19 protein-coding genes and 2 tRNA genes are annotated in these 24686 nt (G+C 61.2%); 14 read left to right on the forward strand and 7 right to left on the reverse strand.

The window, feature by feature from the left end; all coding sequences use genetic code 11:
- Positions 1-3: 3 nt before the first annotated feature.
- The 4 genes from BB029_RS22815 to BB029_RS22830 all read right to left on the reverse strand — a co-directional run bounded on the left by BB029_RS22815 (position 4) and on the right by BB029_RS22830 (position 3067).
- Positions 4-1569 (reverse strand): iron ABC transporter permease, encoded by a 1566-nt coding sequence (locus BB029_RS22815; RefSeq protein WP_065940878.1) that lies wholly within the window; start codon positions 1567-1569, stop codon positions 4-6.
- Entirely contained in the window at positions 1569-2594 is a 1026-nt protein-coding gene (locus tag BB029_RS22820) for an iron ABC transporter substrate-binding protein (RefSeq protein ID WP_065940879.1), read from the reverse strand. Before BB029_RS22820 ends, BB029_RS22815 begins: the two co-directional genes overlap by 1 nt.
- Positions 2595-2739: 145 nt before the next feature.
- A tRNA-Leu gene (locus BB029_RS22825) sits at positions 2740-2826 on the reverse strand.
- A gap of 154 nt (positions 2827-2980) precedes the next feature.
- Positions 2981-3067: transfer RNA gene (locus BB029_RS22830), tRNA-Leu, on the reverse strand.
- A gap of 224 nt (positions 3068-3291) precedes the next feature.
- Here BB029_RS22830 and rnr point away from each other — a divergent pair.
- The 13 genes from rnr to BB029_RS22895 all read left to right on the forward strand — a co-directional run bounded on the left by rnr (position 3292) and on the right by BB029_RS22895 (position 21445).
- Positions 3292-5925, forward strand: a complete 2634-nt coding sequence (gene rnr / locus BB029_RS22835; RefSeq protein WP_065940880.1) for a ribonuclease R — start codon at positions 3292-3294, stop codon at positions 5923-5925.
- The gene (gene rlmB, locus BB029_RS22840) at positions 5922-6677 is read left to right on the forward strand and encodes a 23S rRNA (guanosine(2251)-2'-O)-methyltransferase RlmB (protein WP_003217493.1); all 756 of its coding nucleotides are present in this window, start codon (positions 5922-5924) and stop codon (positions 6675-6677) included. The genes rnr and rlmB overlap by 4 nt, the downstream gene beginning before the upstream one ends.
- A gap of 248 nt (positions 6678-6925) precedes the next feature.
- Complete coding sequence (rpsF, locus tag BB029_RS22845; protein WP_003171371.1) at positions 6926-7348, forward strand: 30S ribosomal protein S6; 423 nt, start codon at positions 6926-6928, stop codon at positions 7346-7348.
- 29 nt (positions 7349-7377) lie between these two features.
- Positions 7378-7608 (forward strand): 30S ribosomal protein S18, encoded by a 231-nt coding sequence (gene rpsR, locus BB029_RS22850; RefSeq protein WP_003171373.1) that lies wholly within the window; start codon positions 7378-7380, stop codon positions 7606-7608.
- A gap of 36 nt (positions 7609-7644) precedes the next feature.
- Positions 7645-8535 carry a hypothetical protein gene (locus tag BB029_RS22855; RefSeq protein ID WP_065925619.1) on the forward strand — a complete coding sequence of 297 codons (891 nt, stop codon included), beginning with the start codon at positions 7645-7647 and terminating at the stop codon, positions 8533-8535.
- Positions 8536-8553: 18 nt separating this feature from the next.
- Complete coding sequence (gene rplI / locus BB029_RS22860; RefSeq protein ID WP_003171376.1) at positions 8554-9000, forward strand: 50S ribosomal protein L9; 447 nt, start codon at positions 8554-8556, stop codon at positions 8998-9000.
- 110 nt (positions 9001-9110) lie between these two features.
- Positions 9111-10508 (forward strand): replicative DNA helicase, encoded by a 1398-nt coding sequence (gene dnaB / locus BB029_RS22865; RefSeq protein ID WP_065940881.1) that lies wholly within the window; start codon positions 9111-9113, stop codon positions 10506-10508.
- 96 nt (positions 10509-10604) lie between these two features.
- Positions 10605-12908, forward strand: coding sequence for a YgiQ family radical SAM protein (locus tag BB029_RS22870; RefSeq protein WP_065940882.1), 2304 nt, complete (start codon positions 10605-10607; stop codon positions 12906-12908).
- 207 nt (positions 12909-13115) lie between these two features.
- Complete coding sequence (locus BB029_RS22875; protein ID WP_027607691.1) at positions 13116-14036, forward strand: hypothetical protein; 921 nt, start codon at positions 13116-13118, stop codon at positions 14034-14036.
- Positions 14033-14494, forward strand: a complete 462-nt coding sequence (locus BB029_RS22880; protein ID WP_065940883.1) for a hypothetical protein — start codon at positions 14033-14035, stop codon at positions 14492-14494. The genes BB029_RS22875 and BB029_RS22880 overlap by 4 nt, the downstream gene beginning before the upstream one ends.
- A gap of 187 nt (positions 14495-14681) precedes the next feature.
- Positions 14682-17972: a DUF2126 domain-containing protein gene (locus tag BB029_RS22885; RefSeq protein WP_065940884.1), complete on the forward strand. Its 3291-nt coding sequence runs from the start codon at positions 14682-14684 to the stop codon at positions 17970-17972.
- Between the two features lie 96 nt (positions 17973-18068).
- Positions 18069-20555, forward strand: a complete 2487-nt coding sequence (locus BB029_RS22890; protein WP_065940885.1) for a circularly permuted type 2 ATP-grasp protein — start codon at positions 18069-18071, stop codon at positions 20553-20555.
- Complete coding sequence (locus BB029_RS22895) at positions 20555-21445, forward strand: transglutaminase family protein (protein ID WP_065940886.1); 891 nt, start codon at positions 20555-20557, stop codon at positions 21443-21445. Before BB029_RS22890 ends, BB029_RS22895 begins: the two co-directional genes overlap by 1 nt.
- A gap of 103 nt (positions 21446-21548) precedes the next feature.
- Here the strand turns inward: BB029_RS22895 and BB029_RS22900 are convergent, their stop codons facing one another.
- On the reverse strand, positions 21549-21731 hold the full coding sequence (locus BB029_RS22900) for a hypothetical protein (RefSeq protein WP_027607695.1): 183 nt from the start codon (positions 21729-21731) through the stop codon (positions 21549-21551).
- 332 nt (positions 21732-22063) lie between these two features.
- On the opposite strand from BB029_RS22900, the gene azu reads away from it, so the two are divergent.
- On the forward strand, positions 22064-22510 hold the full coding sequence (azu, locus tag BB029_RS22905; protein ID WP_065940887.1) for an azurin: 447 nt from the start codon (positions 22064-22066) through the stop codon (positions 22508-22510).
- 74 nt (positions 22511-22584) lie between these two features.
- On the opposite strand, the gene nadE is transcribed toward azu, so the two are convergent.
- Both nadE and pncB read right to left on the reverse strand, forming a co-directional pair.
- Positions 22585-23412 (reverse strand): ammonia-dependent NAD(+) synthetase, encoded by an 828-nt coding sequence (gene nadE / locus BB029_RS22910; RefSeq protein ID WP_065940888.1) that lies wholly within the window; start codon positions 23410-23412, stop codon positions 22585-22587.
- 3 nt (positions 23413-23415) lie between these two features.
- Positions 23416-24630: a nicotinate phosphoribosyltransferase gene (gene pncB / locus BB029_RS22915; RefSeq protein ID WP_053134484.1), complete on the reverse strand. Its 1215-nt coding sequence runs from the start codon at positions 24628-24630 to the stop codon at positions 23416-23418.
- Between the last annotated feature and the right edge of the window lie 56 nt (positions 24631-24686).

Genomic DNA, 24686 nt, shown 5'->3' on the forward strand with positions numbered 1-24686 from the left:
ATCTCAGCGGCTCAAGTACATTCGAGTTGTCAGCAGATAGACCGGCAGCCCCGACACCACTATCAACAGCGCCGCATAAGGCGCCGCCGCCGCAAACTCCACATTCGAGGTGTGCGCCCACACGGCAGTCGCCAAGGTATTCAGCCCGGTGGGGCTGAGCAGCAGCGTCGCCGTCAATTCCTTCATGGCGTCCAGGAACACCAGCGCAAATGCCGCACCCAATGCCGGAAAAATAATCGGCAGCGTCACTCGGCAAAACGCACTGAGCGACGATGCCCCCAGCGTGCGCGCAGCCTCTTCCAGCTGCGGTGCGGCTTTGTTCAAGGCCGTGCGGATCGGCGCCTGGGCCAATGGAAGAAACAACAACCCATAGGCGATCAGCAGCAACGCCGACGTCTGGTACAGCGCCGGCACGTAATGCAGGGCGAAATACACCAGTGTCAACGCAATCACCAGGCCGGGCAGGGCGTGCAGCAGGTACGGCAGGCGCTCGGCCCAGATTGCCAGTCGGCCCTTGTAGCGCACCACCAGCAGCCCCACCGGTACCGCCAGCGCCAGGCACAGTGCCGCGCCCCCCAGCGACAGCGCCAGGGAGGACAGCAATGCCTCACCAATCTCGGCCACTGGAAATGCCGCCGAGGAACCTACCGCCAACCAATAGCCGAGCATGCCCAAGGGAATGCCGCTGCCGATGATCGCCAGTGCCAGGCAATACACCTGGCCCAGTGGCGCCCACTTGCCCAGTCGCACCTGCGCCGCATGCCGCGCCGCGCCCTGGCCGATGCGCACGTGCCGGCCCTTGCCGCGCACGCGCAGTTCCAGCCACAGCAGGGTCAGGCACATCACCAGCAATACCGCCGAAAGCATCGCGGCATTGGCATTGCTGAACTCCAGTTCGAATTGCTGGTAGATCGCGGTGGTGAAGGTTTGCAGGCCGATGATCGACAGCGCGCCGAACTCGACCAGCATATGCAGGGCAATCAGCAGTGCCCCGGCCAGCAGCGACGGCCACAGCAAGGGCAGGGTGATGCGCAGGAATATGCCCCAGCGATTCAGCCCCAGGGTGCGGGCCGATTCTTCAAGGGAAGGGTCCAGGTTGCGCAAGGTTGCCGCCACTGGCAAAAACACCAGCGGGTATTTGGACAGGGTCATCACCAGGATCGCGCCGCCGAGCCCTTCGAAGTTGGCGCTCAGGGATACCCAGGTGAAGCTGCTGACAAACGCCGGCACCGCGAACGGCAGGCACAGGACCACGCCCCAGAGGCGGCGCCCTGGCAGATTGCTGCGTTCCAGCAGCCAGGCCAGGGACAGACCGATCACGCCGCACGCCACCGTCACGCCGACCATCAGCGCCAAGGTATTGCGCAGCAGCCCGAACACATAGGGGCGCCAGAGCAGATGCACCGCCTGCTCCCAGCCCGCCTGCCAGGCCTTCAGCCCGACGTACACCAGTGGCAATAGGCTCAGGCCAACCAGTAGCAGGACGGGGAGCAGCAGCCAGATCGAAGGGCGCTTGCGGCGCGGGCTGAACCCCCCGCGCAGGGCGGGTGTGGGTAGCGATGGGTTCATCAGTTCAAGCCAACCTCACGTTCCAGGTCCAGGGCTTCTTCTGCGTTGCCCAGGTCGGCAGGCGTGACTTTCGGCGGCTGCAGTTCGCTGAAGGGCTTAAGGCCGCGGTTGGATTCCATGCCTTTGCGCAGCGGGTACTCGGCCGAGGTAGTGGTAATCACGCGCTGGCCTTCTTCGCTGGCCATGAACGCCAGCAGTTGCTGGGCTTCTTTGGGATGCTTGCTGGATTTCAGCGCGGCCGCCGAAGACACGGTGATCAGGCCGCCGGCATCGCCATCGGTGAAGTAGTGCAGTTGGGAATCGAGGTTGGTTTTTTCTTTCTTCAGGGCAAACCAGTAGTAGTTGTTCACCAGAACGGTGGCTACTTCGCCGTTTTCCACGGCCTTCAGGGCGACCATGTTGTTGCTGTACACCTTGCCGAAGGCACGCAGGCCGGTCAGCCATTCTTCGGCGGCTTCACGGCCGTGCAGCTTGATGATCGCCACGGCCTGTTCCTGGAAGGCGCCGCTGGTAGGTACGAAGCCGACCTTGCCTTGCCACTCGGGGCCGGCGAAATCCAATACCGACTTGGGCAGGTCTTTCTCGGCAATCAGTTTGGGGTTGAAGGCTACGACGCGGGTGCGTGCGGTCACGCCCATCCAGTCGCCGTTACGGCCGACGTACTCCTTGGGCAGGACGTCGAGCGTGCCCGCATCGATCTTGGCCAGCAGGCCTTGCTCGCCAAGTTTGTTCAATGGCGGCGATTCTTCGGTGTAGATCACGTCGGCAGGGGAGCGTTCGCCTTCCTCCACGACTTGGCTGGCCAGTTGGTTGCTGCTGCCCTTGCGTACGTTAACGTGAATACCGGTCCTGGCTTCGAAGGCCTTGGCGAGTTCATCGCCGACTTCTTTGTGTTGGCCGTTGTACAGGGTCAGGGAGACTTTGTCGGCGGAGTAGGCGGCGGGGGAGAGTAGGGTCAGGCCGAGCAGAGTGATGGTCAGGCCACGCAGAAGGGATGTCTTGAGACGGGTATCGCGGATCATCATCCGGGGTTTTCCTCACTTGAGTGCAACAAATCATTGCAAGGATAAACGATAAAACTTCTCAAGTGCGCCGAAGAGGGGAAATTGCTGGTGGAGTTTTCAAACCCCGGAAACGAAAAAACCCGCTTTCGCGGGTTTGATCTGAATTTGGTGCCCAGGAGAAGACTCGAACTTCCACGACCTTGCGATCACCAGCACCTGAAGCTGGCGTGTCTACCAATTTCACCACCTGGGCATTATCAAGCAACGTTGCCGCTGTTGATGGGGCGAACTATACGGCGGGCTTTTTAATCTGTAAACCCCTGATTCGAAAAATATAAATCGATTTTCTCGTTAAAAATCAGAAGCCTGAAACGAAAAAACCCGCTTTCGCGGGTTTGATCTGAATTTGGTGCCCAGGAGAAGACTCGAACTTCCACGACCTTGCGATCACCAGCACCTGAAGCTGGCGTGTCTACCAATTTCACCACCTGGGCAACATCAACAACGTTGCCGTCGTCGATGGCGCGCACTATACGGAGCGGTTTTTTAGCTGTAAACCCCCGCTATGAAAAAAACCTGGAAAATTTCGCCAATGGTCGTGCAAGGTGCGCGGCGAGGGCTGTAAAAGGCTTTTAAACGCTTGTTGATGCCTGAAATTTCCCGTTTCAATACGCGTATGCCAAACTAACCCGCATATAGACAAGGTGAAAAATCTCTAATGGCCGATTGGCAGTCCCTCGATCCCGAGGCCGCTCGTGAAGCGGAAAAATATGAAAACCCTATTCCTAGCCGCGAACTGATCCTGGCGCACCTCGCCGATCGGGGTTCGCCTGCTAGCCGTGAGCAGCTGGTCGAAGAGTTCGGTCTGACCACCGAAGACCAGCTCGAAGCCCTGCGCCGCCGCCTGCGTGCCATGGAGCGCGATGCTCAACTGATCTACACCCGCCGTGGCACCTATGCACCCGTGGATAAGCTCGACCTGATCCTCGGCCGCATTGCCGGCCACCGTGACGGCTTCGGCTTCCTGATCCCGGATGACGGCAGTGATGACCTGTTCATGAGCCCGGCGCAAATGCGCCTGGTGTTCGATGGCGACCGTGCCCTGGCGCGGGTTTCCGGCCTGGATCGTCGCGGTCGCCGTGAAGGCGTGATCGTCGAAGTGGTGTCCCGTGCCCACGAGTCCATCGTCGGCCGCTACTTCGAAGAAGGCGGTATCGGCTTTGTTGTGCCGGATAACCCGAAGGTCCAGCAGGAAGTGCTGATCACCCCGGGCCGCAATGGCGCTGCCAAGGTCGGTCAGTTCGTCGAGGTGAAAATCACCCACTGGCCCACTGCGCGCTTCCAGCCCCAGGGCGATATTGTTGAAGTGGTCGGCAACTACATGGCGCCGGGCATGGAAATCGACGTCGCGCTGCGCACCTACGATATTCCTCACGTCTGGCCTGAGGCTGTGCTCAAGGAAGCCGCCAAGCTCAAGCCGGAAGTCGAAGAGAAGGATAAGGAAAAACGCATCGACCTGCGCCATCTGCCGTTCGTCACCATTGACGGTGAAGATGCCCGCGACTTCGACGATGCGGTCTACTGCGAAGCCAAGCCCGGCAAGCTGCGCCTGTTCTCCGGCGGCTGGAAGTTGTTCGTCGCGATTGCCGACGTCTCCAGCTATGTGAAGATCGGCTCGGCCCTGGATAACGAGGCCCAGGTACGCGGCAACTCCGTGTATTTCCCTGAGCGCGTGATCCCGATGCTGCCCGAGCAGCTGTCCAACGGCCTGTGCTCCCTGAACCCGAAAGTCGACCGTTTGGCCATGGTCTGCGAGATGACTATCTCGAAAACCGGCGAAATGACCGATTACCAGTTCTACGAAGCGGTGATCCACTCCCAGGCGCGCCTGACCTACAACAAGGTCAGCACCATCCTGGAACAGCCGAAAACCAGCGAAGCCAAGGCGTTGCGTGGTGAGTACGGGCATGTGGTGCCGCACCTCAAGCAGCTGTACGCGTTGTACAAGGTGTTGCTGGGTGCCCGTCATGTGCGTGGCGCGATCGATTTTGAAACCCAGGAAACCCGGATTGTCTTCGGTTCCGAGCGCAAGATCGCCGCGATCACCCCGACCACCCGTAACGATGCGCACAAGCTGATCGAGGAATGCATGCTGGCGGCCAACGTGGCCACCGCTGAATTCCTGAAAAAGCACGAAATCCCTGCGCTCTACCGTGTACACGATGGCCCGCCACCGGAGCGCCTGGAAAAACTGCGCGCGTTCCTCGGCGAGCTGGGCCTGTCCCTGCACAAAGGCAAGGACGGCCCGACGCCGAAGGACTACCAGGCACTGCTGGCCAGCATCAAGGACCGTCCGGATTACCACGTGATCCAGACCGTGATGCTGCGCTCCCTGAGCCAGGCGGTGTACAGCGCTGATAACCAGGGCCACTTCGGCCTGAATTACGAGGCGTATACCCACTTCACCTCGCCGATTCGCCGTTATCCGGATTTGCTCACGCACCGCGCAATCCGCAGCGTGATCCATTCCAAGCAGAACACCCCGCACGTCAAGCGCGCGGGTGCCATGACCATTCCGAAGGCGCGGATCTACCCGTACGACGAAGCGGCCCTGGAACAGTTGGGCGAGCAGTGCTCCATGAGCGAACGCCGCGCCGACGAAGCCACCCGCGACGTGGTGAACTGGCTCAAGTGCGAGTTCATGAAGGACCGCGTGGGCGAGTCGTTCCCAGGCGTGATCACCGCCGTGACCGGCTTTGGCCTGTTCGTCGAGCTGACCGACATCTACGTCGAAGGCCTGGTGCACGTCACCGCCTTGCCGGGTGACTACTACCACTTCGACCCTGTGCACCACCGCCTGGCCGGCGAGCGTACCGGTCGCAGCTTCCGTTTGGGCGATACCGTGGAAGTGCAGGTCATGCGCGTCGATCTCGACGAGCGCAAGATCGACTTTGGCATGCCTGACAAGCCCACCGAAGCGCCGGGCCGTAAAAAGCGTGGCAGCGAAACGACCGCGCCTGCAAGCAAAGGCAAAGGCGCTCCCGCCAAAGCGGCAGTTGCAGAGCCCGCTCCAGCCAAGGCCGGGCGCCGTCCAGCAGCCAAGGACAAAGCACCCGAGGCCTACCGCCCAAGCGACGCGGCGGCGAAAAACGCCGAACTGCGCAAGAGCCGTGAGTTGAAGCAGCAGTTGCTCAACGAAGCCAAAAGCGGTGGTAAAGCGGCGTCTGGGGGAAAGTCCCAAGGGGCGGAAAAGCCGTCGAGCAAGCCCAGTAAACACCGTAAAGGCCCGCCAAAAGCGGGTTCGGCCCCCGCGAAAAGCGGCGGGTCGCGCAAACCTAAGGCCAAGTCATGAGTCTGGAAAAAATCTACGGCGTCCACGCCGTAGAAGCACTGCTGCGTCACCACCCTAAGCGCGTCAAGCAAGTCTGGCTGGCCGAAGGTCGCAGCGAGCCGCGCGTACAGGCGTTGGTCGAGTTGGCCAACCAAAACAAAGTCGCCATCGGCCAGGCCGAACGGCGTGAAATGGACGTGTGGGTCGAAGGCGTTCACCAGGGTGTGGTGGCGGACGTGAGTCCGAGCCAGGTCTGGGGCGAAGCGATGCTCGATGAGCTGCTCGACCGTACCGAAGGTGCACCGCTGCTGCTGGTGCTGGACGGCGTGACCGACCCGCACAACCTCGGCGCGTGCCTGCGTTCGGCCGATGCTGCCGGTGCGCTGGCGGTGATTGTGCCGAAGGACAAGTCGGCTACTTTGACGCCGGTGGTGCGTAAAGTCGCCTGTGGCGCGGCGGAAGTGATTCCGCTGGTGGCCGTGACCAACCTGGCGCGCACCCTGGAGAAACTCCAGCAGCGCGGCCTGTGGGTCGTGGGCACGGCGGGAGAGGCCGAGGTCAGCATTTATGACCAGGACCTCACCGGCCCGACCATCCTCATCATGGGGGCCGAAGGCAAGGGCATGCGTCGCCTGACCCGTGAACATTGCGATTACCTGGTGCACCTGCCGATGGCCGGTAGTGTCAGCAGCCTGAACGTGTCGGTCGCGACCGGCGTGTGCCTGTTTGAGGCCCAGCGTCAGCGTGGTGCCAAGGCCAAGGCGAAGAAGTAATTCCAAGCCTGGCGTAGAACCAACATGTGGGAGGGGGCTGTCCCCTCCCACATTTGCTTTTGTGGTGTCTGGGCGATTGTTCAAATAATCACCAATCACCTTGCGCCCGTTCTTCCCCTTCTCTACAATTGCGCCCCTTGCCTTCCTGGCAGGCACCGATGTGCCTCCCTGCGGCAAGATCCATAAGTGTCATTCACTCCTTGTCTGACCGTTTTTGAGCGGCAGGCTACAACCCGTAAGGAGCATTCATGCGTCATTACGAAATCATCTTTTTGGTCCACCCGGATCAAAGCGAGCAAGTCGGCGGCATGGTTGAGCGTTACACCAAGCTGATCGAAGAAGACGGCGGCAAAATCCACCGTCTGGAAGATTGGGGTCGTCGTCAACTGGCCTACGCAATCAACAATGTTCACAAGGCTCACTACGTGATGCTGAACGTTGAGTGCACTGGCAAGGCCCTGGCCGAGCTGGAAGACAACTTCCGCTACAACGATGCAGTGATCCGTAACCTGGTCATCCGTCGCGAAGAAGCCGTTACTGGCCAATCCGAGATGCTCAAGGCAGAAGAAAACCGCAGTGAGCGCCGTGAGCGTCGCGACCGTCCTGAGCACGAAGGCGCTGATAGCGCTGATAGTGATGACAGCGACAGCAGCGATAACGCTGACGAGTAATCCACGGACCTTATTAAGGAGCCTATCAAATGGCACGTTTCTTCCGTCGTCGTAAGTTTTGCCGCTTCACCGCTGAAGAAGTGAAGGAGATCGACTACAAAGATCTCAACACTCTGAAAGCCTACGTATCCGAGACCGGCAAAATCGTTCCAAGCCGTATCACCGGTACCAAAGCACGTTATCAGCGTCAGCTGGCTACCGCTATCAAGCGCGCCCGCTTCCTGGCCCTGCTGGCCTACACCGACAGCCACGGCCGCTGAGACCGGGCAGTCGACAAGTAGTAAGGGATTGAATGCATGCGCGCCTTAGCTGAGTTCATCATGCGCGGTCGTGTGCAGGCCACTCTGGTAGTGGCTGGATGTGCAGTGTTGCCGTTGTTGTTCTGGTTGGGTGCCGCCGCGGGTTGCCTTGTGCTCCTGCGGCGCGGTTCGGACGCCTTGAGCGTCCTGGGTCTGGGGTTGTTGTCAGTGTTGGTGAGCTGGCATTTCCTGCAAGACCCGACAGCGCTTCTGGTGCTGTTGGGGAGTTGCAGCCTGGCGTTGGTTTTGCGCGCCGGGCATTCCTGGAATCGCGTGCTGCTGGTCAGCACGGCCGTGGGGTTGTTGTGTGCAGTGAGCCTGGGGACCGTCTTCGGTTCCTTCATCGAGTCGTTGGCGCAGACGTTTCAACACGTCTTGCCGCTGGTGATGGGTGAGTCTTACGAGAAGTTCTCGGCAGACCAGAAAGCAGCACTCGCTTCATTGGCAGTTCCGATGTTGATCATTTCGACAGCGGTTTCGGTGCAGGTCTTTAGTGTGTTGTGCCTGATTCTTGGGCGCTATTGGCAGGCGTTGTTGTATAACCCCGGTGGTTTCGGAAGCGAGTTTCGCGCAATCCGGATCCCCAAGCGCGTTGCGCTGTCACTGCTGGCCGTCATGTGCGTTGCCCCGTTTATCGGGTGGCACACCTTGATCCTGTTGCCGTTGTGCGGTGTACCGCTGTTCTTCGCTGGCTTGTCCCTGATTCACGGGCTTGTCGCGCAGAAAAGACTGGCCAGTTTCTGGCTGGTGGGGATCTACGTCACCGTCCTGCCGCTCATGCACTTGATCGGTCCGTTACTCGTGGTCTTGGCCATTGTCGACAGCCTGATTGATTTTCGCGGACGTTCTGCGCCGAAAGACGCCGATAACGCGAACGGTGAAGGTTAAAAGTTAGAGGATTTTCACATGCAACTGATCCTTCTGGAAAAAGTCGCCAACCTGGGCAACCTGGGCGACAAAGTGAACGTTAAGGCCGGCTACGGTCGTAACTACCTGCTGCCATACGGCAAAGCCACCGCTGCAACCGCTGCCAACCTGGCTGCGTTTGAAGAGCGTCGCGCTGAGCTGGAAAAAGCAGCAGCAGACAAGAAAGCTTCGGCCGAAACTCGCGCTGCCCAACTGGCTGAGCTGGAAGTGACTATCACTGCCACCGCCGGTGACGAAGGCAAGCTGTTCGGTTCGATCGGCACCCACGACATCGCTGATGCACTGACCGCTTCCGGCGTTGAAGTGCAGAAGAGCGAAGTTCGTCTGCCGAACGGCACCATCCGCAACGTAGGCGAATTCGACGTAGCCGTGCACCTGCACGCCGAAGTTGAAGCCACCGTACGCGTTGTCGTGGTAGCAGCTTAAGTCGCACCTAACTGACTGGCACCTCGTGTGCCGGGCAGTTAACATCGGGCACGATCCTGTTTACAGGTCGTGCCTTTTGTTTTTCTACAATCCCCTAATTCCAAGTGGCCATGAACGATATTTCAGCTCCTGAGCAATACGATCTGCAAACCGCTGCCCTGAAGGTGCCGCCGCATTCCATCGAGGCCGAACAGGCCGTGCTCGGTGGCCTGATGCTGGACAACAACGCCTGGGAACGCGTGCTGGATCAAGTCTCGGACGGTGATTTCTATCGTCATGACCACCGCCTGATCTTCCGTGCCATCGCCAAGCTGGCCGACCAGAACTCCCCAATCGACGTGGTGACCCTGGCTGAACAGCTGGACAAGGAAGGCCAGACCTCCCAGGTCGGTGGCCTGGGCTACCTGGGTGAACTGGCAAAAAACACACCGTCCGTCGCCAACATCAAGGCCTATGCCCAGATCGTTCGCGAGCGCGCCACCCTGCGCCAGTTGATCGGCATCAGCACCGAAATCGCCGACAGCGCCTTCAACCCCGAAGGCCGCACCGCCGCCGAAATCCTTGACGAAGCCGAGCGCCAGATCTTCCAGATCGCCGAAGCGCGCCCGAAAACCGGCGGCCCGGTCAGCGTCAACGACCTGTTGACCAAGGCCATCGACCGCATCGACACCTTGTTCAACACCGACAACGCCATCACCGGTATTTCCACCGGCTACACCGACCTCGACGAGAAGACCAGCGGCCTGCAGCCGTCCGACCTGATCATCGTCGCCGGCCGTCCATCCATGGGTAAGACCACCTTTGCGATGAACCTGGTGGAAAACGCCGTGTTGCGCAGCGACAAGACCGTCCTGGTGTACTCCCTCGAGATGCCAGGCGAATCGCTGATCATGCGTATGCTGTCGTCCCTCGGCCGTATCGACCAGACCAAGGTGCGTGCCGGTCGCCTGGAAGACGACGACTGGCCGCGCCTGACCTCGGCGGTCAACCTGCTCAACGACCGCAAGCTGTTTATCGATGACACCGCCGGTATCAGCCCGTCCGAGATGCGGGCACGTACCCGCCGCCTGGTACGTGAGCACGGCGACATCGCCCTGATCATGATCGACTACCTGCAATTGATGCAGATCCCGGGCTCCAGTGGCGATAACCGCACCAACGAAATTTCCGAAATCTCCCGGTCCCTCAAGGCCCTGGCCAAGGAATTCAACTGCCCGGTAGTCGCCCTGTCCCAGCTCAACCGCTCCCTGGAACAACGTCCCAACAAGCGCCCGGTGAACTCCGACCTGCGGGAATCCGGAGCGATCGAGCAGGATGCCGACGTGATCATGTTCGTGTACCGCGACGAGGTGTATCACCCCGAGACCGAGCACAAAGGCATTGCCGAGATCATTATCGGCAAGCAGCGTAACGGCCCGATCGGCTTTGTTCGCCTGGCATTCATCGGCAAATACACGCGCTTCGAGAACCTGGCGCCGGGCAGTTACAACTTCGACGACGACGAATAACCCGTCTGCTCAATTCCGACCATTACCGTCGGAATTGGTCAAAATTTGTGCTATATTCCGCGCCCGCGATTTTTCATCTCAACACCGGTCACCGTCATGCAAACAGCCAAGCCGTTATTTGACTATCCCAAGTACTGGGCCGAATGTTTCGGCCCTGCGCCATTCCTGCCGATGAGCAGGGAGGAGATGGATCAGCTTGGCTGGGATTCGTGCGACATCATCATCGTCACCGGCGATGCCTACGTGGACCACCCGTCGTTCGGCATGGCCATCATCGGCCGGCTGCTGGAGTCCCAGGGCTTCCGCGTCGGGATCATTGCGCAGCCGAACTGGCAGTCCAAAGACGACTTCATGAAACTGGGCGAGCCGAACCTGTTCTTCGGCGTCGCGGCCGGCAACATGGACTCGATGATCAACCGCTACACCGCCGACAAGAAAATCCGTTCCGACGACGCCTATACCCCAGGCGGCATGGCCGGCAAACGCCCGGACCGCGCCAGCCTGGTGTATAGCCAGCGTTGCAAGGAAGCCTACAAGAACGTGCCGATCGTACTCGGCGGCATCGAAGCGTCCCTGCGCCGCATCGCCCACTACGACTACTGGCAGGACCGCGTGCGCAACTCGATCCTGATCGACGCCACCGCCGATATCCTGCTGTACGGCAACGCCGAGCGGGCCATCGTCGAAGTCGCCCAGCGCCTGTCGTGGGGCCACAGGATCGAAGACATTACCGATGTGCGCGGCACCGCGTTCATCCGTCGCGATACCCCAGCCGGCTGGTACGAAGTGGATTCCACACGTATCGATCGCCCGGGCAAGGTCGACAAGATCATCAACCCGTACGTCAACACCCAGGACACCCAGGCCTGCGCCATCGAGCAGGAAAAGGGGCCGGTCGATGATCCGGAAGAAGCCAAGGTCGTGCAGATCCTGGCCAGCCCTCGCATGACCCGCGACAAGACCGTGATCCGCCTGCCCTCGGTGGAAAAAGTCCGTGGCGACGCCGTGCTCTATGCCCACGCCAACCGCGTGTTGCACCTGGAAACCAACCCAGGCAACGCCCGCGCGCTGGTGCAGAAGCACGGCGAAGTGGACGTGTGGTTCAACCCGCCACCGATCCCTATGACCACCGAAGAAATGGACTACGTGTTCGGCATGCCGTACGCCCGTGTCCCGCACCCGGCGTACGGCAAGGAGAAAATCCCGGCCTACGACATGATCCGTTTCTCGGTGAACATCATGCGTGGCTGCTTCGGCGGCTGCACCTTCTGCTCGATCACCGAGCACGAAGGCCGGATCATCCAGAACCGTTCCGAAGAGTCGATCATTCGCGAAATCGAAGAGATCCGCGATAAGGTTCCAGGCTTCACCGGTGTGATCTCCGACCTCGGCGGCCCGACCGCGAACATGTACCGCATTGCCTGTAAGAGCCCGGAAATCGAATCCGCGTGCCGCAAGCCGTCGTGCGTGTTCCCCGGCATCTGCCCGAACCTGAACACCGACCACTCGTCGTTGATCCAGTTGTACCGCAGCGCCCGTGCATTGCCGGGGGTGAAGAAGATCCTGATCGCTTCCGGCCTGCGCTACGACCTCGCGGTCGAGTCGCCGGAATACGTCAAGGAGCTGGTCACCCACCACGTCGGTGGCTACCTCAAGATCGCCCCGGAACACACCGAGGAAGGTCCGCTCAACCAGATGATGAAGCCGGGCATCGGCAGCTATGACAAGTTCAAGCGCATGTTCGAGAAATACACCAAGGAAGCGGGCAAGGAGCAGTACCTGATCCCGTACTTCATCGCCGCTCACCCGGGCACCACCGATGAAGACATGATGAACCTGGCCCTGTGGCTCAAGGGCAACGGCTTCCGCGCCGACCAGGTGCAGGCGTTCTACCCGTCGCCGATGGCCACTGCCACCGCGATGTATCACTCGGGCAAGAACCCGCTGCGCAAGGTCACCTACAAGAGCGACGCGGTGACTATCGTCAAGAGCGAAGAGCAGCGCCGCCTGCACAAGGCGTTCCTGCGCTATCACGACCCGAAGGGCTGGCCGATGCTGCGTGAAGCGCTGACCCGCATGGGCCGTGCCGACCTGATCGGGTCGGGCAAGGACCAACTGATCCCGCTGCACCAGCCGAGCACCGACAGCTACCAGAGCGCCCGTCGCAAGAACTCGACGCCGGCTGGCAGCCACAAGGTCGCCAAGGAAACCACCACCAGGATCCTCACCCAGCACACCGGCCTGCCGCCCCGTGGCAGCGACGGCAGCAACCCGTGGGACAAACGCGAACAAGCCAAGGCTGCGGCCCAGGCGCGTAACAAGCAGGCGGCCAAGGAACGCAGCGATGCGGCCAAGGGCAAGGGCGGCAAGCCGGCCCGCAAGCCGGTCGTGCCACGTTGATCGTAGCCTGAATATGCAAAACGCCAGCCTCGTGCTGGCGTTTTGCTTTCTGGTCGCGGGTGAGGCTGTTTGGTAAGGTGGCGCCCATTAAATCGCTATCGGGAGCAAGCCCCCTCCCACACTTGACCGTATTCGCAATCCAATGTGGGAGGGGGCTTGCCCCCGATAGCGTCAGTCCAGTCTCCACCCTTCAAGGAAGAACACCCCATGGGCAACCCCCTGGCCGGCATCGGCATGGACTCCAACCGCTCCCAGTTCATGGCGCGCCAGCGCATCGAAAGCCAGATCAACCTGCCACGGCTGTTCGCGGCCATCGACGCCGACCCCAGCATCGTCGGCGCGGGGGTGGTGTATATCGACGCCGACTTCAACGTCATTACCCTGCGCGAATTCAAGCCCATCTGCAGCATCAAGCCCAAGCGCATCATTTTGCGTGAAGCGCAGAAGTACATTGCGCCAACACAGTTTGCTCAACATGTCGTGAGCAATCCTCGAGAATCGCGACTGATTGGCGAAGCCGTGAATACCGGAATCTCCTGCTTGGGGGCGGTCATCAGTTGGGCTGCGATCGCCAGTGGAACAATTCTGGTGCCTTTCAGCGCTGGCGCCAGTTCCGTCATCGTTGTAGTGGGGTATGCGGCTGCCGGCGCAAGTACGCTTCAGTGTTTCAACGGCATTGCCCGAACAGCGCTGGAAGTCGCCAAACCTGAGGTCAAGGATTCGCTCGACAGTGAAGGCTGGTACCAGAATGCGTCCATCGTGCTGGACGCCGTATCACTGGCAGGCGTGGGCGCTTCGGCCCTGACGACGGTCAAGCTGGTCAGGGCCGCCAAAGCATCGACGGGCAAGAGCCTGCGTGATGTGCTTCGCGGTTTGAATCGCCAGGAAAGAGCCAAGCTGACGAAAGAGCTGCTGAGCATCAACCATCCCAGCTTGACCGCGAAGATGATCAAATTGAGGCAGGCGTCGGGCGAACTCACCAAGCGTTTCACCCCTACGCAGCTCAAGCACAGCACCACTACCCAGATCAAAGACGTCCTGGGCGCAAGCGTTGGGTTTGGCGGGAGTGCCTACTCCGGAAACGTCAACACCATCGCGATTGGACTGTACGAGGAGGTAAGCGAATGAGCGAATTGATGACGCTACGCGACTTTTTCAGACAATACTTTCTGACGTTTATGGGCGGCGTATTTGCTGCGTGTTTTTCTTTGGCGTTGGCTGTGGCGCTGGCGTTCATCACCTATTTTCGTGATGCGCCGATGGCTCAAGTGGGGCTCAAGATCATGTCTGCCGGGGCGCTGCTCATTCTGTTGACGGTCCATAGCAACTTTATGATTTTGCGGGGCCGACCCTCCTGGGTGTGGGTAATGGTCGGTATCTATGTCGCCTGTCTACTGTTTGTAGTTCCGATGGTTCAATTCCAGCCTCACAAAGTCCTTTATGGGTTGGCGCTGTTATTCCCATTGCTCGGATTATTGACACTTAACAGCAAGGTTCAACGAGAGATGCGCACGAAACTCGTGGGAATCCGTCGCATTCGGCAGGCGGTTAAACCAGCCGTAATCGCAAAGCGCAAAACCCGTTGATTGGGTAGATTCGCCACCCATCCTCACATTAACGCCACAAATATGTGCGGCGCCTGCACCACGACACCACCGTCGGCGCCGTTTTGGTGCTGTACTGCACCGGGTCTTACGATAAAGCGCAATGACCGCCGCTCTGGCATAAGTCTTGCGCGCGTTGTGTCCATGCCCTGGCTCGCAGGAGGCCGCCGTGTCGATTCATGTCGCGTTGCACCACGTTACGCATTACCGCTACGACCGCGCGGTCGAACTCGGCCCACAGATCGTGCGTCTGCGCCCGGCGGCCCATAGCCGCACGCGGATTTTGTCCTATGCACTCAAAGTGCTGCCCGAGCAGCACTTCATCAATTGGCAGCAGGACCCTCAGGGCAATTACCTGGCGCGTCTGGTGTTCCCGGAAAAGACCGATGAACTGCGCATCGAAGTCGATCTGGTCGCCGAGATGGCGGTGTTCAACCCGTTCGATTTTTTCCTTGAGCCCTACGCCGAAAAAATCCCCTTCAGCTACGCCGCCGATGAACAGCGCGAGCTGGCGCCGTACCTGGAAACCCTGCCGCTGACGCCGAGGTTTGCCGCCTACCTGGCGGGTATCGACCGCACGCCGTTGCCGGCCGTGGATTTCCTGGTGGGCCTCAACCAGCGTCTGGCCGCCGACATCGGCTACCTGATCCGCATGGAACCGGGGGTGCAAACCCCGGAATTCACCCTGGAAAACGCTTCCGGTTCCTGCCGTGATTCGGCCTGGCTGCTGGTGCAATTGCTGCGCAATCTCGGGTTGGCGGCGCGGTTTGTGTCCGGCTATCTGATCCAGCTGACCGCCGACGTCAAAGCCCTCGACGGCCCCTCCGGCACCGAAGTCGACTTCACCGACCTGCACGCCTGGTGCGAAGTGTATTTGCCCGGTGCCGGCTGGATCGGCCTGGATGCCACCTCCGGGCTGTTCGCCGGTGAAGGGCATATCCCGTTGGCCTGTAGTCCCGATCCATCGTCCGCCGCGCCGATCAGTGGGCTGGTGGAACCCTGCGAGTGCGAATTTACCCACGAGATGTCGGTGGAGCGCATCTGGGAAGCACCACGGGTGACCAAGCCCTACACTGAAGAGCAATGGCTGGCGATCCAGGCCCTGGGCCGGCAAATAGATGGCGACTTGCTCAAGGATGATGTGCGCCTGACCATGGGCGGCGAGCCGACCTTCGTCTCCATCGACGACCCTGACGGCGCCGAGTGGAACACCGCAGCCCTCGGGCCGGACAAGCGGCGCTTGTCCGCCGAGCTGTTCCAGCGCATGCGCAAGCACTACGCACCCAAGGGCCTGGTGCACTTCGGCCAGGGCAAGTGGTACCCCGGCGAGCAATTGCCGCGCTGGTCGCTTAATTGCTACTGGCGCCGTGACGGCGTGCCCATCTGGCACAACAGCGCGCTGATCGCCGATGAACAACAGGACTACGGCGCCGATGGCGTAATGGCCGGGCGCTTCCTGGCCAGCGTCGCCGAGCGCCTGAAGTTGCCGGCGCGCTTTGTATTCCCGGCCTTCGAAGACAACTTCTACTACCTGTGGCGCGAAGGTGCGTTGCCGCAAAACGTCACGGCCCAGGACCCGCGCTTGAGCGACGAGCTGGAGCGCGAGCGCTTGCGCAAAGTGTTCAGCCAGGGCCTGGATAAAGTCATCGGCCAGGTACTGCCGCTGGCGCGCACGGCGGCCAATGACCGCTGGCAGAGCGGGCGCTGGTACCTGCGCGATAACCATTGCCGCCTGGTGCCGGGGGATTCACCGCTGGGCTATCGCCTGCCGTTGGCCTCGCAGCCGTGGGTGACGGCGGCGGAATATCCGTTCGTGCACCCCACCGACCCTAACCAGGATCAGCCGGAACTGCCGACCAGTGCGCAACTGCAAAGCCATGGCGAACCCGCGCCGAGCGACGAGCGAGTGCCCGAGGTCGACGAGTCCGCCGACTGGCTGACCCGCACCGCCCTGTGTGCCGAAGCGCGGGAAGGGCGCCTGTACCTGTTTATGCCGCCCCTGGAACGCGTCGAGGATTACCTGGAACTGGTGGCCGCCATCGAAGCCACCGCCGAGGAACTGCACTGCCCGGTGCTGCTGGAAGGCTACGAACCACCGTTCGATATGCGCCTGAGCAACTTCCGCGTCACGCCGGATCCGGGGGTGATCGAGGTCAACGTACAGCCGTCCGCGACCTGGGACGAGTTGGTGGAGCGCACCGAATTCCTCTACGAGGAGGCGCGGCAAACCCGGCTGACCACCGAGAAGTTCATGATCGACGGCCGCCACACCGGCACCGGCGGCGGTAACCACTTTGTGCTGGGGGGCGCGACGCCCAAGGATTCGCCATTCCTGCGCCGGCCCGACCTGCTGCGCAGCCTGATCAGCTATTGGCATAACCACCCGTCGCTGTCGTACCTGTTTTCCGGCCTGTTTATCGGCCCGACCTCCCAGGCCCCGCGGGTGGACGAAGCCCGCAACGACGCGCTGTATGAGCTGGAAATCGCCTTTGCCCAAATGCCGCAGCCGGGTGAAGAATGCCCGCCGTGGTTAGTGGATCGCCTGCTGCGCAACCTGTTGATCGACGTGACGGGCAATACCCACCGCGCCGAATTCTGTATCGACAAACTCTATTCGCCGGATGGCGCCACCGGCCGCTTGGGCCTGCTGGAGTTGCGTGCCTTTGAAATGCCGCCCCACGCACGCATGAGCCTGACCCAGCAACTGCTGCTGCGGGCCTTGGTCGCGCGCTTCTGGCGTGAGCCCTATGCGCCGCCGAAACTGGCGCGCTGGGGCACCGAATTGCATGACCGCTTCCTGTTGCCGCACTTTATCGAGCAGGATTTTGCCGACGTGATCGTCGAGTTGAACGCCGCCGGTTACCCATTGCGGGCCGAATGGTTCGCCGCGCACCTGGAGTTCCGCTTCCCCAAGGTGGGCGATTACGCCGTCAGCGGGATCGAGCTGGAACTGCGCCAGGCCCTGGAGCCTTGGCATGTACTGGGCGAAGAGGGCGCGGTGGGCGGCACGGTGCGCTATGTGGATTCGTCCCTGGAGCGCTTGCAGGTGAAGGTGAGCGGGCTGCCGCCGCAACGCTACCTGCTGACCTGCAATGGCATCCCGGTGCCGCTGCAACCGACCGGGCGCATTGGCGAGTTCGTCGCCGGCGTGCGTTACCGCGCCTGGCAACCGGCCAACTGCCTGCAACCGACCATCCCGGTCCATGCGCCGCTGGTGTTCGACCTGCTGGACACCTGGATGCAACGCTCCCTGGGCGGCTGCCAGTACCATGTTGCGCATCCGGGCGGGCGTAACTACGACAGCTTGCCGGTAAACGCCAATGAGGCGGAGAGCCGGCGCATGGCGCGGTTTTTCCGTCTCGGCCACACGCCTGGGAAGCTCACCGTGCCCAGTGTTGTGATCAATGATGAATTCCCGATGACCTTGGATCTGCGGCGTCACCCCAATAAGAATGACTAAATGCGATCAAAATGTGGGAGGGAGCAAGCTCCCTTCCACATGGGATTGCAGTGAATTTGAATTAAACTGAGCCCCTTTGCCTCTGCCGAGCGTTCCATGCCCGACTTGCTCGACCAATACCCGCTGACCGCAGGTACTTATCATGAACTGCTGGACGACAGTGGCGCAGTGCGCGCCCATTGGCAGCGCTTGCTTGATCACCTGCAACGCAGCACACCCGCGCAGTTGGCCCAGCGCCAGGCGCTGCTGACCCGGCAGATCCAGGAAAACGGCGTGACCTATAACGTCTACGCCGACCCCAAGGGCGCCGACCGCCCGTGGGAACTGGACCTGCTGCCCCATGTGCTGGCGGCCGATGAATGGCAGCAGCTGTCAGCCGGTATCGCCCAGCGTGCGCGCTTGCTCAACGCCGTACTGGCGGACCTCTACGGGCCGCAACGTTTGATCAAGGAAGGCCTGCTACCGGCCGAGCTGGTGTTCGGGCATAACAATTTCCTGTGGCCGTGCCAGGGCATCCAACCGCCTGATGGTGCGTTTCTGCACCTGTATGCTGTGGACCTGGCGCGTACCCCGGATGGTCGCTGGTGGGTCACTGCCGACCGTACCCAGGCGCCTTCGGGCGCCGGTTATGCGCTGGAAAACCGCACCATCGTGTCCCGCGCCTTCCCGGACCTGTACCGGGATTTGCAGGTGCAGCACCTCACCGGTTTCTTCCGCACGCTCCAGGAAACCCTGGCCCGCCAGGCGCCGAGTGACGACCAGCCTCCGCTGATCGTGCTGCTCACCCCTGGGCGTTTCAACGAGAGCTATTTCGAACACCTGTACCTCGCGCGCCAGCTCGGCTACCCGCTGGTGGAAGGCGGCGACCTCACGGTGCGCGACAGCACGGTGTTCCTGAAAACCCTCAGTGGCCTGCGCCGGGTGCACGCGATCATGCGTCGCCTCGACGACGACTTCTGCGACCCGCTGGAGCTGCGCACCGACTCCGCCCTCGGCGTACCCGGCCTGCTCGACGCCGCGCGCCAGGGCAATGTGCTGGTGGCCAATGCCCTGGGCAGCGGCGTGCTGGAATCCCCCGGTTTGCTCGGTTTTCTGCCCAGGATCAACCAGTTCCTGTTCGGCGAAGAGTTGATCCTGCCGTCCATCGCCACCTGGTGGTGCGGTGAGGCGCCGGTGCTCGCCGAAGCCCTGGAGAAACTGCCGGAACTGCTGATCAAACCAGCGTTTCCGTCGCAAAGTTTCACCCCGGTATTCGGTCGCGACTTGAACGACGAGCAACGCCAGGCCCTGGCCGAACGCATGCTTGCGCGGCCTTACGCCTACGTCGCCCAGGAGCTGGCGCAACTGTCCCAGGCACCGGTATGGCACACCGTGGAGGATCACCTGCAACACCGCGCCATCGGCATGCGCGTGTATGCCGTGGCCAGCGTGGAGGGCTACCGCGTACTGCCCGGCGGCCTGACCCGCGTGGCGGCCGACGCCGATGCCGAAGTGGTATCGATGCAACGCGGCGGCGCCAGCAAGGACACCTGGGTGCTGGGCGAACGCGCCACCGGTGGCGAGCATTGGCGCGCCCAACGCGCAATTGGTGCACATGACCTGGTGCGCCGCGACCCTTATCTACCGTCCCGCGTAGTGGAAAACCTGTTCTGGTTCGGCCGTTACTGCGAACGCTGCGACGACAGTGCACGCTGGCTGCGCATCGTGCTGGCGCGCTATGTCGACGGCGACGACCCCCTGGCCTTGCAGGCGGCGGTCGAGTTGGGTGAAAACCTGCGCCTGCTGCCGGAGGAGGGCGAATTGCCCGAGCGTTTGCAGGCGGCCTTGCTCGGCGATGATTGGCCGTCGAGCCTGCGCGCCAACCTGCAACGCTTGCAGTGGGCGGCGTCCCAGGTGCGCGGCAAGTTGTCCCGTGAGAACTGGCAGGCCCTGGTGGAGTTGCAGCGCGAAGCCTTGGAGCTGGAAAGCGAAAGCCCGGATTTTGGTGAGTTGCTGGATTTCCTCAACCGCCTGGTGATGTCCCTGGCGGCGCTGTCTGGGTTTGCCCTCGACGACATGACCCGCGACGAAGGCTGGCGCTTCCTGATGATGGGCCGGCGCATCGAGCGTCTGCAATTTCTCAGCAGCAGCCTGGCGGCATTCCTGCGCGGCGTGGCGGTGTTCGACCAAGCGGGGCTGGAGTGGTTGCTGGAACTGGGCAACAGCAGTATCACCTACCGCTCGCGCTACCTGGCGGTGCCGCAGCTGATCCCGGTCCTGGATTTGTTGTTGCTGGACGAGCAGAACCCCCACGCTGTGGTGTTCCAACTGAAACTGGTGAGCCGCACTCTGCGCCGTCTTAACGATGATTTTGGCGTGCCACGGGAGACCGGGCTGGCGCCGTTGGTGGAGCGCCTGGCGCGTTTCGACCTGGGTTGCCTGGAGAACCCGTTGTTTGGCGAGTCCAGTGTGCGTGCCGCGCTGGAAGGCCTGGCCGACCTGCTGCAAGCGGTCGCCGATGAGAGCGGGCAAGTGTCGGATCGTTTGGCCTTGCGCCACTTTGCCCATGTGGATGATGTCAGCCAGCAAACGGTGTCGGTGTGATGAGTGCGCGCTACCAGATTTTCCACGATACCCATTACCACTACGACAGCCCGGTATCCCTGGCCCAGCAGCTTGCGCATTTATGGCCGAGGCCGTGCGACTGGCAGCGTTGCAGCGCCCAGCAACTGGATATCAGCCCGCCGCCGTCCGCACGCCGTGATGAGCTGGACGTGTTCGGCAACCCGATCACCCGCCTGGCGTTCGAGCGGCCCCATGATGAATTACTGGTGAACGCCGGGCTGACCGTGGAAGTGCTGGCGCGGCCGGTGCTGGATTTCCAGCACTCGCCCGCCTGGGACCAGACCCGCGACAGCCTGACCTACAGCAGCCAGCCGCTGTCGCTCGAGTTGATCGAAGCCTGTCGCTATCGCTTCGAATCGCCCTACGTGCACTTGAAGAAAACCTTCGTCGAATTTTCCGAAAGCTGTTTTCCCCCTGGCAAGCCGTTGCTGCTGGGTGCACAGGCGCTGATGGAAAAGATCTTCAGCGAATTCACCTTCGATGCCGAAGCCACCCAGGTCGCCACGCCACTGGTGGAAGTGCTGGAGCGCCGCCGCGGCGTGTGCCAGGACTTCGCCCACCTGATGCTCGCCTGCCTGCGCTCGCGCGGCCTGGCGGCGCGTTACATCAGCGGCTACCTGCTCACCCAGCCACCGCCCGGCCAGCCACGCCTGATCGGCGCCGATGCCTCCCACGCATGGGTCTCGGTGTATTGCCCGGTATCGGGCTGGGTGGATTTCGATCCGACGAACAATGTGCAGCCGGCATTGGAGCACATCACCCTGGCCTGGGGCCGGGACTTCTCCGATGTGTCGCCGTTGCGTGGGGTGATTCTGGGGGGAGGGAGCCATGACCCGGAGGTGCGGGTGACGGTGATGCCGCTGGTGTAGGAGCGAGCTTGCTCGCGAAGAACCTGAGGGCGCCGCGTTGATCCTGGCTTCCCGCGTTATCGTTGACGTTCTTCGCGAGCAAGCTCGCTCCTACAGTAAATAATTATTCAGCTGGATCTTTTGGTGTTTCAGTCTCGTCGTTCGTTACTTCACCATCAGCATCCGGGTTGAGTGCGCCGGCTTCTTCATCTACCGCGGCTTTCTTGCGTTGCAGCTTTTCCTCTTTCTTCTGTTCCTTGGCCAAGTCTCTCTGACGTTTGGCGAAGGAGTAATTAGGTTTGGCCATGGGCGATCCTCTAGGGTCGAAGGTGAGGGTGGCGGCGCGCAGCTGCCTTGGGACGACATGGTAGCAGCTTCAAGGGGCGCTTGGCCTTCACTTACCGCAGGCGTACGCGGCCAGGAGGCCATTGAACAGTTGGTTGAGGTGCATGGCTCGGGCTCCAGTGGGTGATGGGCCGATCATAGACAGCCTGCGGCACTTTGGCTGGTTGATTGTGTCGATAAGTCTGATAGCCTAAAGTTGTATACAATCTGTTGATTCAGGTCATAAGAATTTTTGCCTGCCTCAGGCACCCTTGTCGCATTACGCGTTGTTTAAACCCTGCCTTGGAGATTCACATGTTTGCCAAACTCGTTGCTGTTTCCCTGCTGACTCTGGCCAGCGGCCAGTTGCTTGCTGCAGAGTGCAAGGTCACCGTCGACTCCACTGACCAGATGTCCTTCAACACCAAGGAAATCACGATCGACAAGAGCTGCAAGACGTTTACCGTTGAGTTGACTCACTCCGGTAACCTGCCGAAAAACGTCATGGGGCATAACTGGGTGCTGAGTTCTGCCGCCGATATGCCTGGCGTCGCCAGCGACGGCATGGCCGCCGGCATCGACAAGAACTACTTGAAGGAAGGTGACACTCGCATCATCGCCCACACCAAGATCATTGGTGCCGGCGAGAAGGATTCGGTGACCTTCGATGTCTCGAAACTGGCGGCCGGTACGGATTACGCGTTCTTCTGCTCGTTCCCGGGCCACATCTCGATGATGAAGGGCACTGTGGTCCTGAAGTAAGACCGCGTTATCGTTCATCGGGGGCTTGCCCCCGATGACTGCCTGCCAATCAACACACCACTATCTGGCTCACCTCACGGCGCAAACGGCATCACCCGCTTGTGCTCGGTCTTGCGGTACGTCTCGCAGATGATCCGGAACGCTTCCTCCCGCACCGGCTCACCGTGCAGGAACGCATCGATCTCGGCATAGGTCACGCCATGTGACGCTTCATCCGGTTTACCTGGCGACAGGTCTTCCAGATCGGCCGTCGGCACCTTCTCCACCAACGACTCCGGCGCACCAAAGAACCGCGCAATTGCGCGTACCTGGTTTTTCACCAGGCCGCTCAACGGCGCCAGGTCGCAGGCGCCATCACCAAACTTGGTGAAAAAGCCCATCACCGCTTCCGCCGCATGGTCGGTACCGATCACCAGGCCGCTGGCCGCGCCGGCGATGGTGTACTGCGCCACCATGCGCATGCGCGCCTTGGTGTTGCCGAGCACGAAGTCGCGGGACACCGCCGCCTTGCCTTCAAATGCCGCCACTTCATTGGCCAGGGCTTTCACCGCCGGCCCGATGTTCACGGTGTGGCGCTCGTCCGGTTCGATAAAGTCCACCGACGCCTGGGCATCGATTTCATCGAACTGGGTTTCGTAGGGCAGGCGCACGGCGATAAACCGGTAAGCCTCGTCACCGGTGCTGGAGCGCAGTTCCTGCATCGCACGTTGGGCCAGGAGGCCGGCGGTCAGGGAGTCGACGCCGCCGCTGATGCCCAGCACCAACGTCTTGAGCCCGGAATTGCGCAGGCAGTCCTGGATAAACGCCACGCGCCGGGCAACCTCGGCCTCGAGGGCGGCCTGGTCCTTGAATGGCGCTTGGACCTTGAGCTGTTCAGCAATCTCACGCTGTACGGCTTGCATGATTCACTCCTTGCTAGAGATGGCAGGTACTTTGAAAACGTGACGCAAATAGGCGACAAAATTCGGGTCGGTGCAGTGGGTCTTGCCCGCTTCATCGGAGATCTTCGCGACGGGCTGGCCATTGCAGGCGGTCATTTTAAGCACGATGCTCATCGGTTCCACCCCTGGAATATCGCAGGTCAGGTTGGTGCCGATGCCGAAGCTCACATTAATGCGACCACGCAGCGCCCGGAATATTTCCAGGGCCTTGGGCAACGACAGGCTGTCGGAGAACACCAAGGTCTTGCTCATCGGCTCGATACCCAGCTTGTGGTAGTGGGCGATGGCTTTTTCGGCCCACTGCACCGGGTCGCCGGAGTCGTGGCGCAGGCCGTCGAACAGCTTGGCGAAATACAAGTCGAAGTCGCCGAGGAAGGCGTCGGTGGTGATGCAATCGGTCAGGGCGATACCCAACAGGCCACGGTACTCACGCACCCAACAGTCGAGGGCGGCGATCTGGCTGTCGATCAGGCGCGGGCCGAGTTGTTGGTGAGCCATGATCCATTCATGGGCCATGGTGCCCAGCGGCTTCATATCGAACTCGCGCGCCAAGTGCACGTTGCTGGTGCCGACGAAACGCCCAGGGAAGTCATGCTTGAGCACGCTGACCACTTCTTCCTGCACGCGGTAAGAGAAGCGCCGGCGCGTGCCGAAGTCGGCCACTTGCAGCTCGGACAGCTCTTCGCTGCTGGCGTTGGCCGTCAGCCAGTCGAACTTGCGGTAAAGCTGCTCGCGGGCCTGTTCGAGGATCACGGTCTGGTAGCGGTAGCGGTTACGCACCTCGCTGACGATCGCCAGCATCGGCACTTCAAACAGGATCACATGCAGCCACGGCCCGCGCAGGCGGATAAACAACTCGCCGTTCTCGATGCCGGTCTGCACATAGCGCAGGTTGAAACGAAACAAGCCGAGGAAACGCAAAAAATCCGGCTTCATAAAGCTGATGCGCTCCAGGAACCCCAGTTGGTCCGGGCTCAGGCTTAGCTCGGCAAGGCGCTCGATCTGGTAGCGGATCTCGGCCAGGTACGGGCGCAGGTCCTCGCTGTTACGGCAACGAAACTCCCATTCAACTTCCACATTGGGGTAGTTGTGCAGCACCGCCTGCATCATGGTCAGCTTGTAGAAGTCGGTGTCGAGCAAGTTCTGCACGATGCGATCGGCAAACACACTCTCGCTCATAACGGGAATCTCCAGACAGGTCGGGCGATGGGCGCCGACCTTTACGCACAATTAAG

It is taken from the genome of Pseudomonas sp. S3E12 (assembly GCF_001702295.1).
Taxonomy (GTDB): domain Bacteria; phylum Pseudomonadota; class Gammaproteobacteria; order Pseudomonadales; family Pseudomonadaceae; genus Aquipseudomonas; species Aquipseudomonas marginalis.

Coding starts and splice junctions, on each gene's coding strand:
- BB029_RS22815 (WP_065940878.1), bottom strand. CDS start 1,569: ATGAACCCATCGCTACCCACACCCGCCCTGCGCGGGGGGTTCAGCCCG.
- BB029_RS22820 (WP_065940879.1), bottom strand. CDS start 2,594: ATGATGATCCGCGATACCCGTCTCAAGACATCCCTTCTGCGTGGCCTG.
- rnr (WP_065940880.1), top strand. CDS start 3,292: ATGGCCGATTGGCAGTCCCTCGATCCCGAGGCCGCTCGTGAAGCGGAA.
- rlmB (WP_003217493.1), top strand. CDS start 5,922: ATGAGTCTGGAAAAAATCTACGGCGTCCACGCCGTAGAAGCACTGCTG.
- rpsF (WP_003171371.1), top strand. CDS start 6,926: ATGCGTCATTACGAAATCATCTTTTTGGTCCACCCGGATCAAAGCGAG.
- rpsR (WP_003171373.1), top strand. CDS start 7,378: ATGGCACGTTTCTTCCGTCGTCGTAAGTTTTGCCGCTTCACCGCTGAA.
- BB029_RS22855 (WP_065925619.1), top strand. CDS start 7,645: ATGCGCGCCTTAGCTGAGTTCATCATGCGCGGTCGTGTGCAGGCCACT.
- rplI (WP_003171376.1), top strand. CDS start 8,554: ATGCAACTGATCCTTCTGGAAAAAGTCGCCAACCTGGGCAACCTGGGC.
- dnaB (WP_065940881.1), top strand. CDS start 9,111: ATGAACGATATTTCAGCTCCTGAGCAATACGATCTGCAAACCGCTGCC.
- BB029_RS22870 (WP_065940882.1), top strand. CDS start 10,605: ATGCAAACAGCCAAGCCGTTATTTGACTATCCCAAGTACTGGGCCGAA.
- BB029_RS22875 (WP_027607691.1), top strand. CDS start 13,116: ATGGGCAACCCCCTGGCCGGCATCGGCATGGACTCCAACCGCTCCCAG.
- BB029_RS22880 (WP_065940883.1), top strand. CDS start 14,033: ATGAGCGAATTGATGACGCTACGCGACTTTTTCAGACAATACTTTCTG.
- BB029_RS22890 (WP_065940885.1), top strand. CDS start 18,069: ATGCCCGACTTGCTCGACCAATACCCGCTGACCGCAGGTACTTATCAT.
- BB029_RS22895 (WP_065940886.1), top strand. CDS start 20,555: ATGAGTGCGCGCTACCAGATTTTCCACGATACCCATTACCACTACGAC.
- BB029_RS22900 (WP_027607695.1), bottom strand. CDS start 21,731: ATGGCCAAACCTAATTACTCCTTCGCCAAACGTCAGAGAGACTTGGCC.
- azu (WP_065940887.1), top strand. CDS start 22,064: ATGTTTGCCAAACTCGTTGCTGTTTCCCTGCTGACTCTGGCCAGCGGC.
- nadE (WP_065940888.1), bottom strand. CDS start 23,412: ATGCAAGCCGTACAGCGTGAGATTGCTGAACAGCTCAAGGTCCAAGCG.
- pncB (WP_053134484.1), bottom strand. CDS start 24,630: ATGAGCGAGAGTGTGTTTGCCGATCGCATCGTGCAGAACTTGCTCGAC.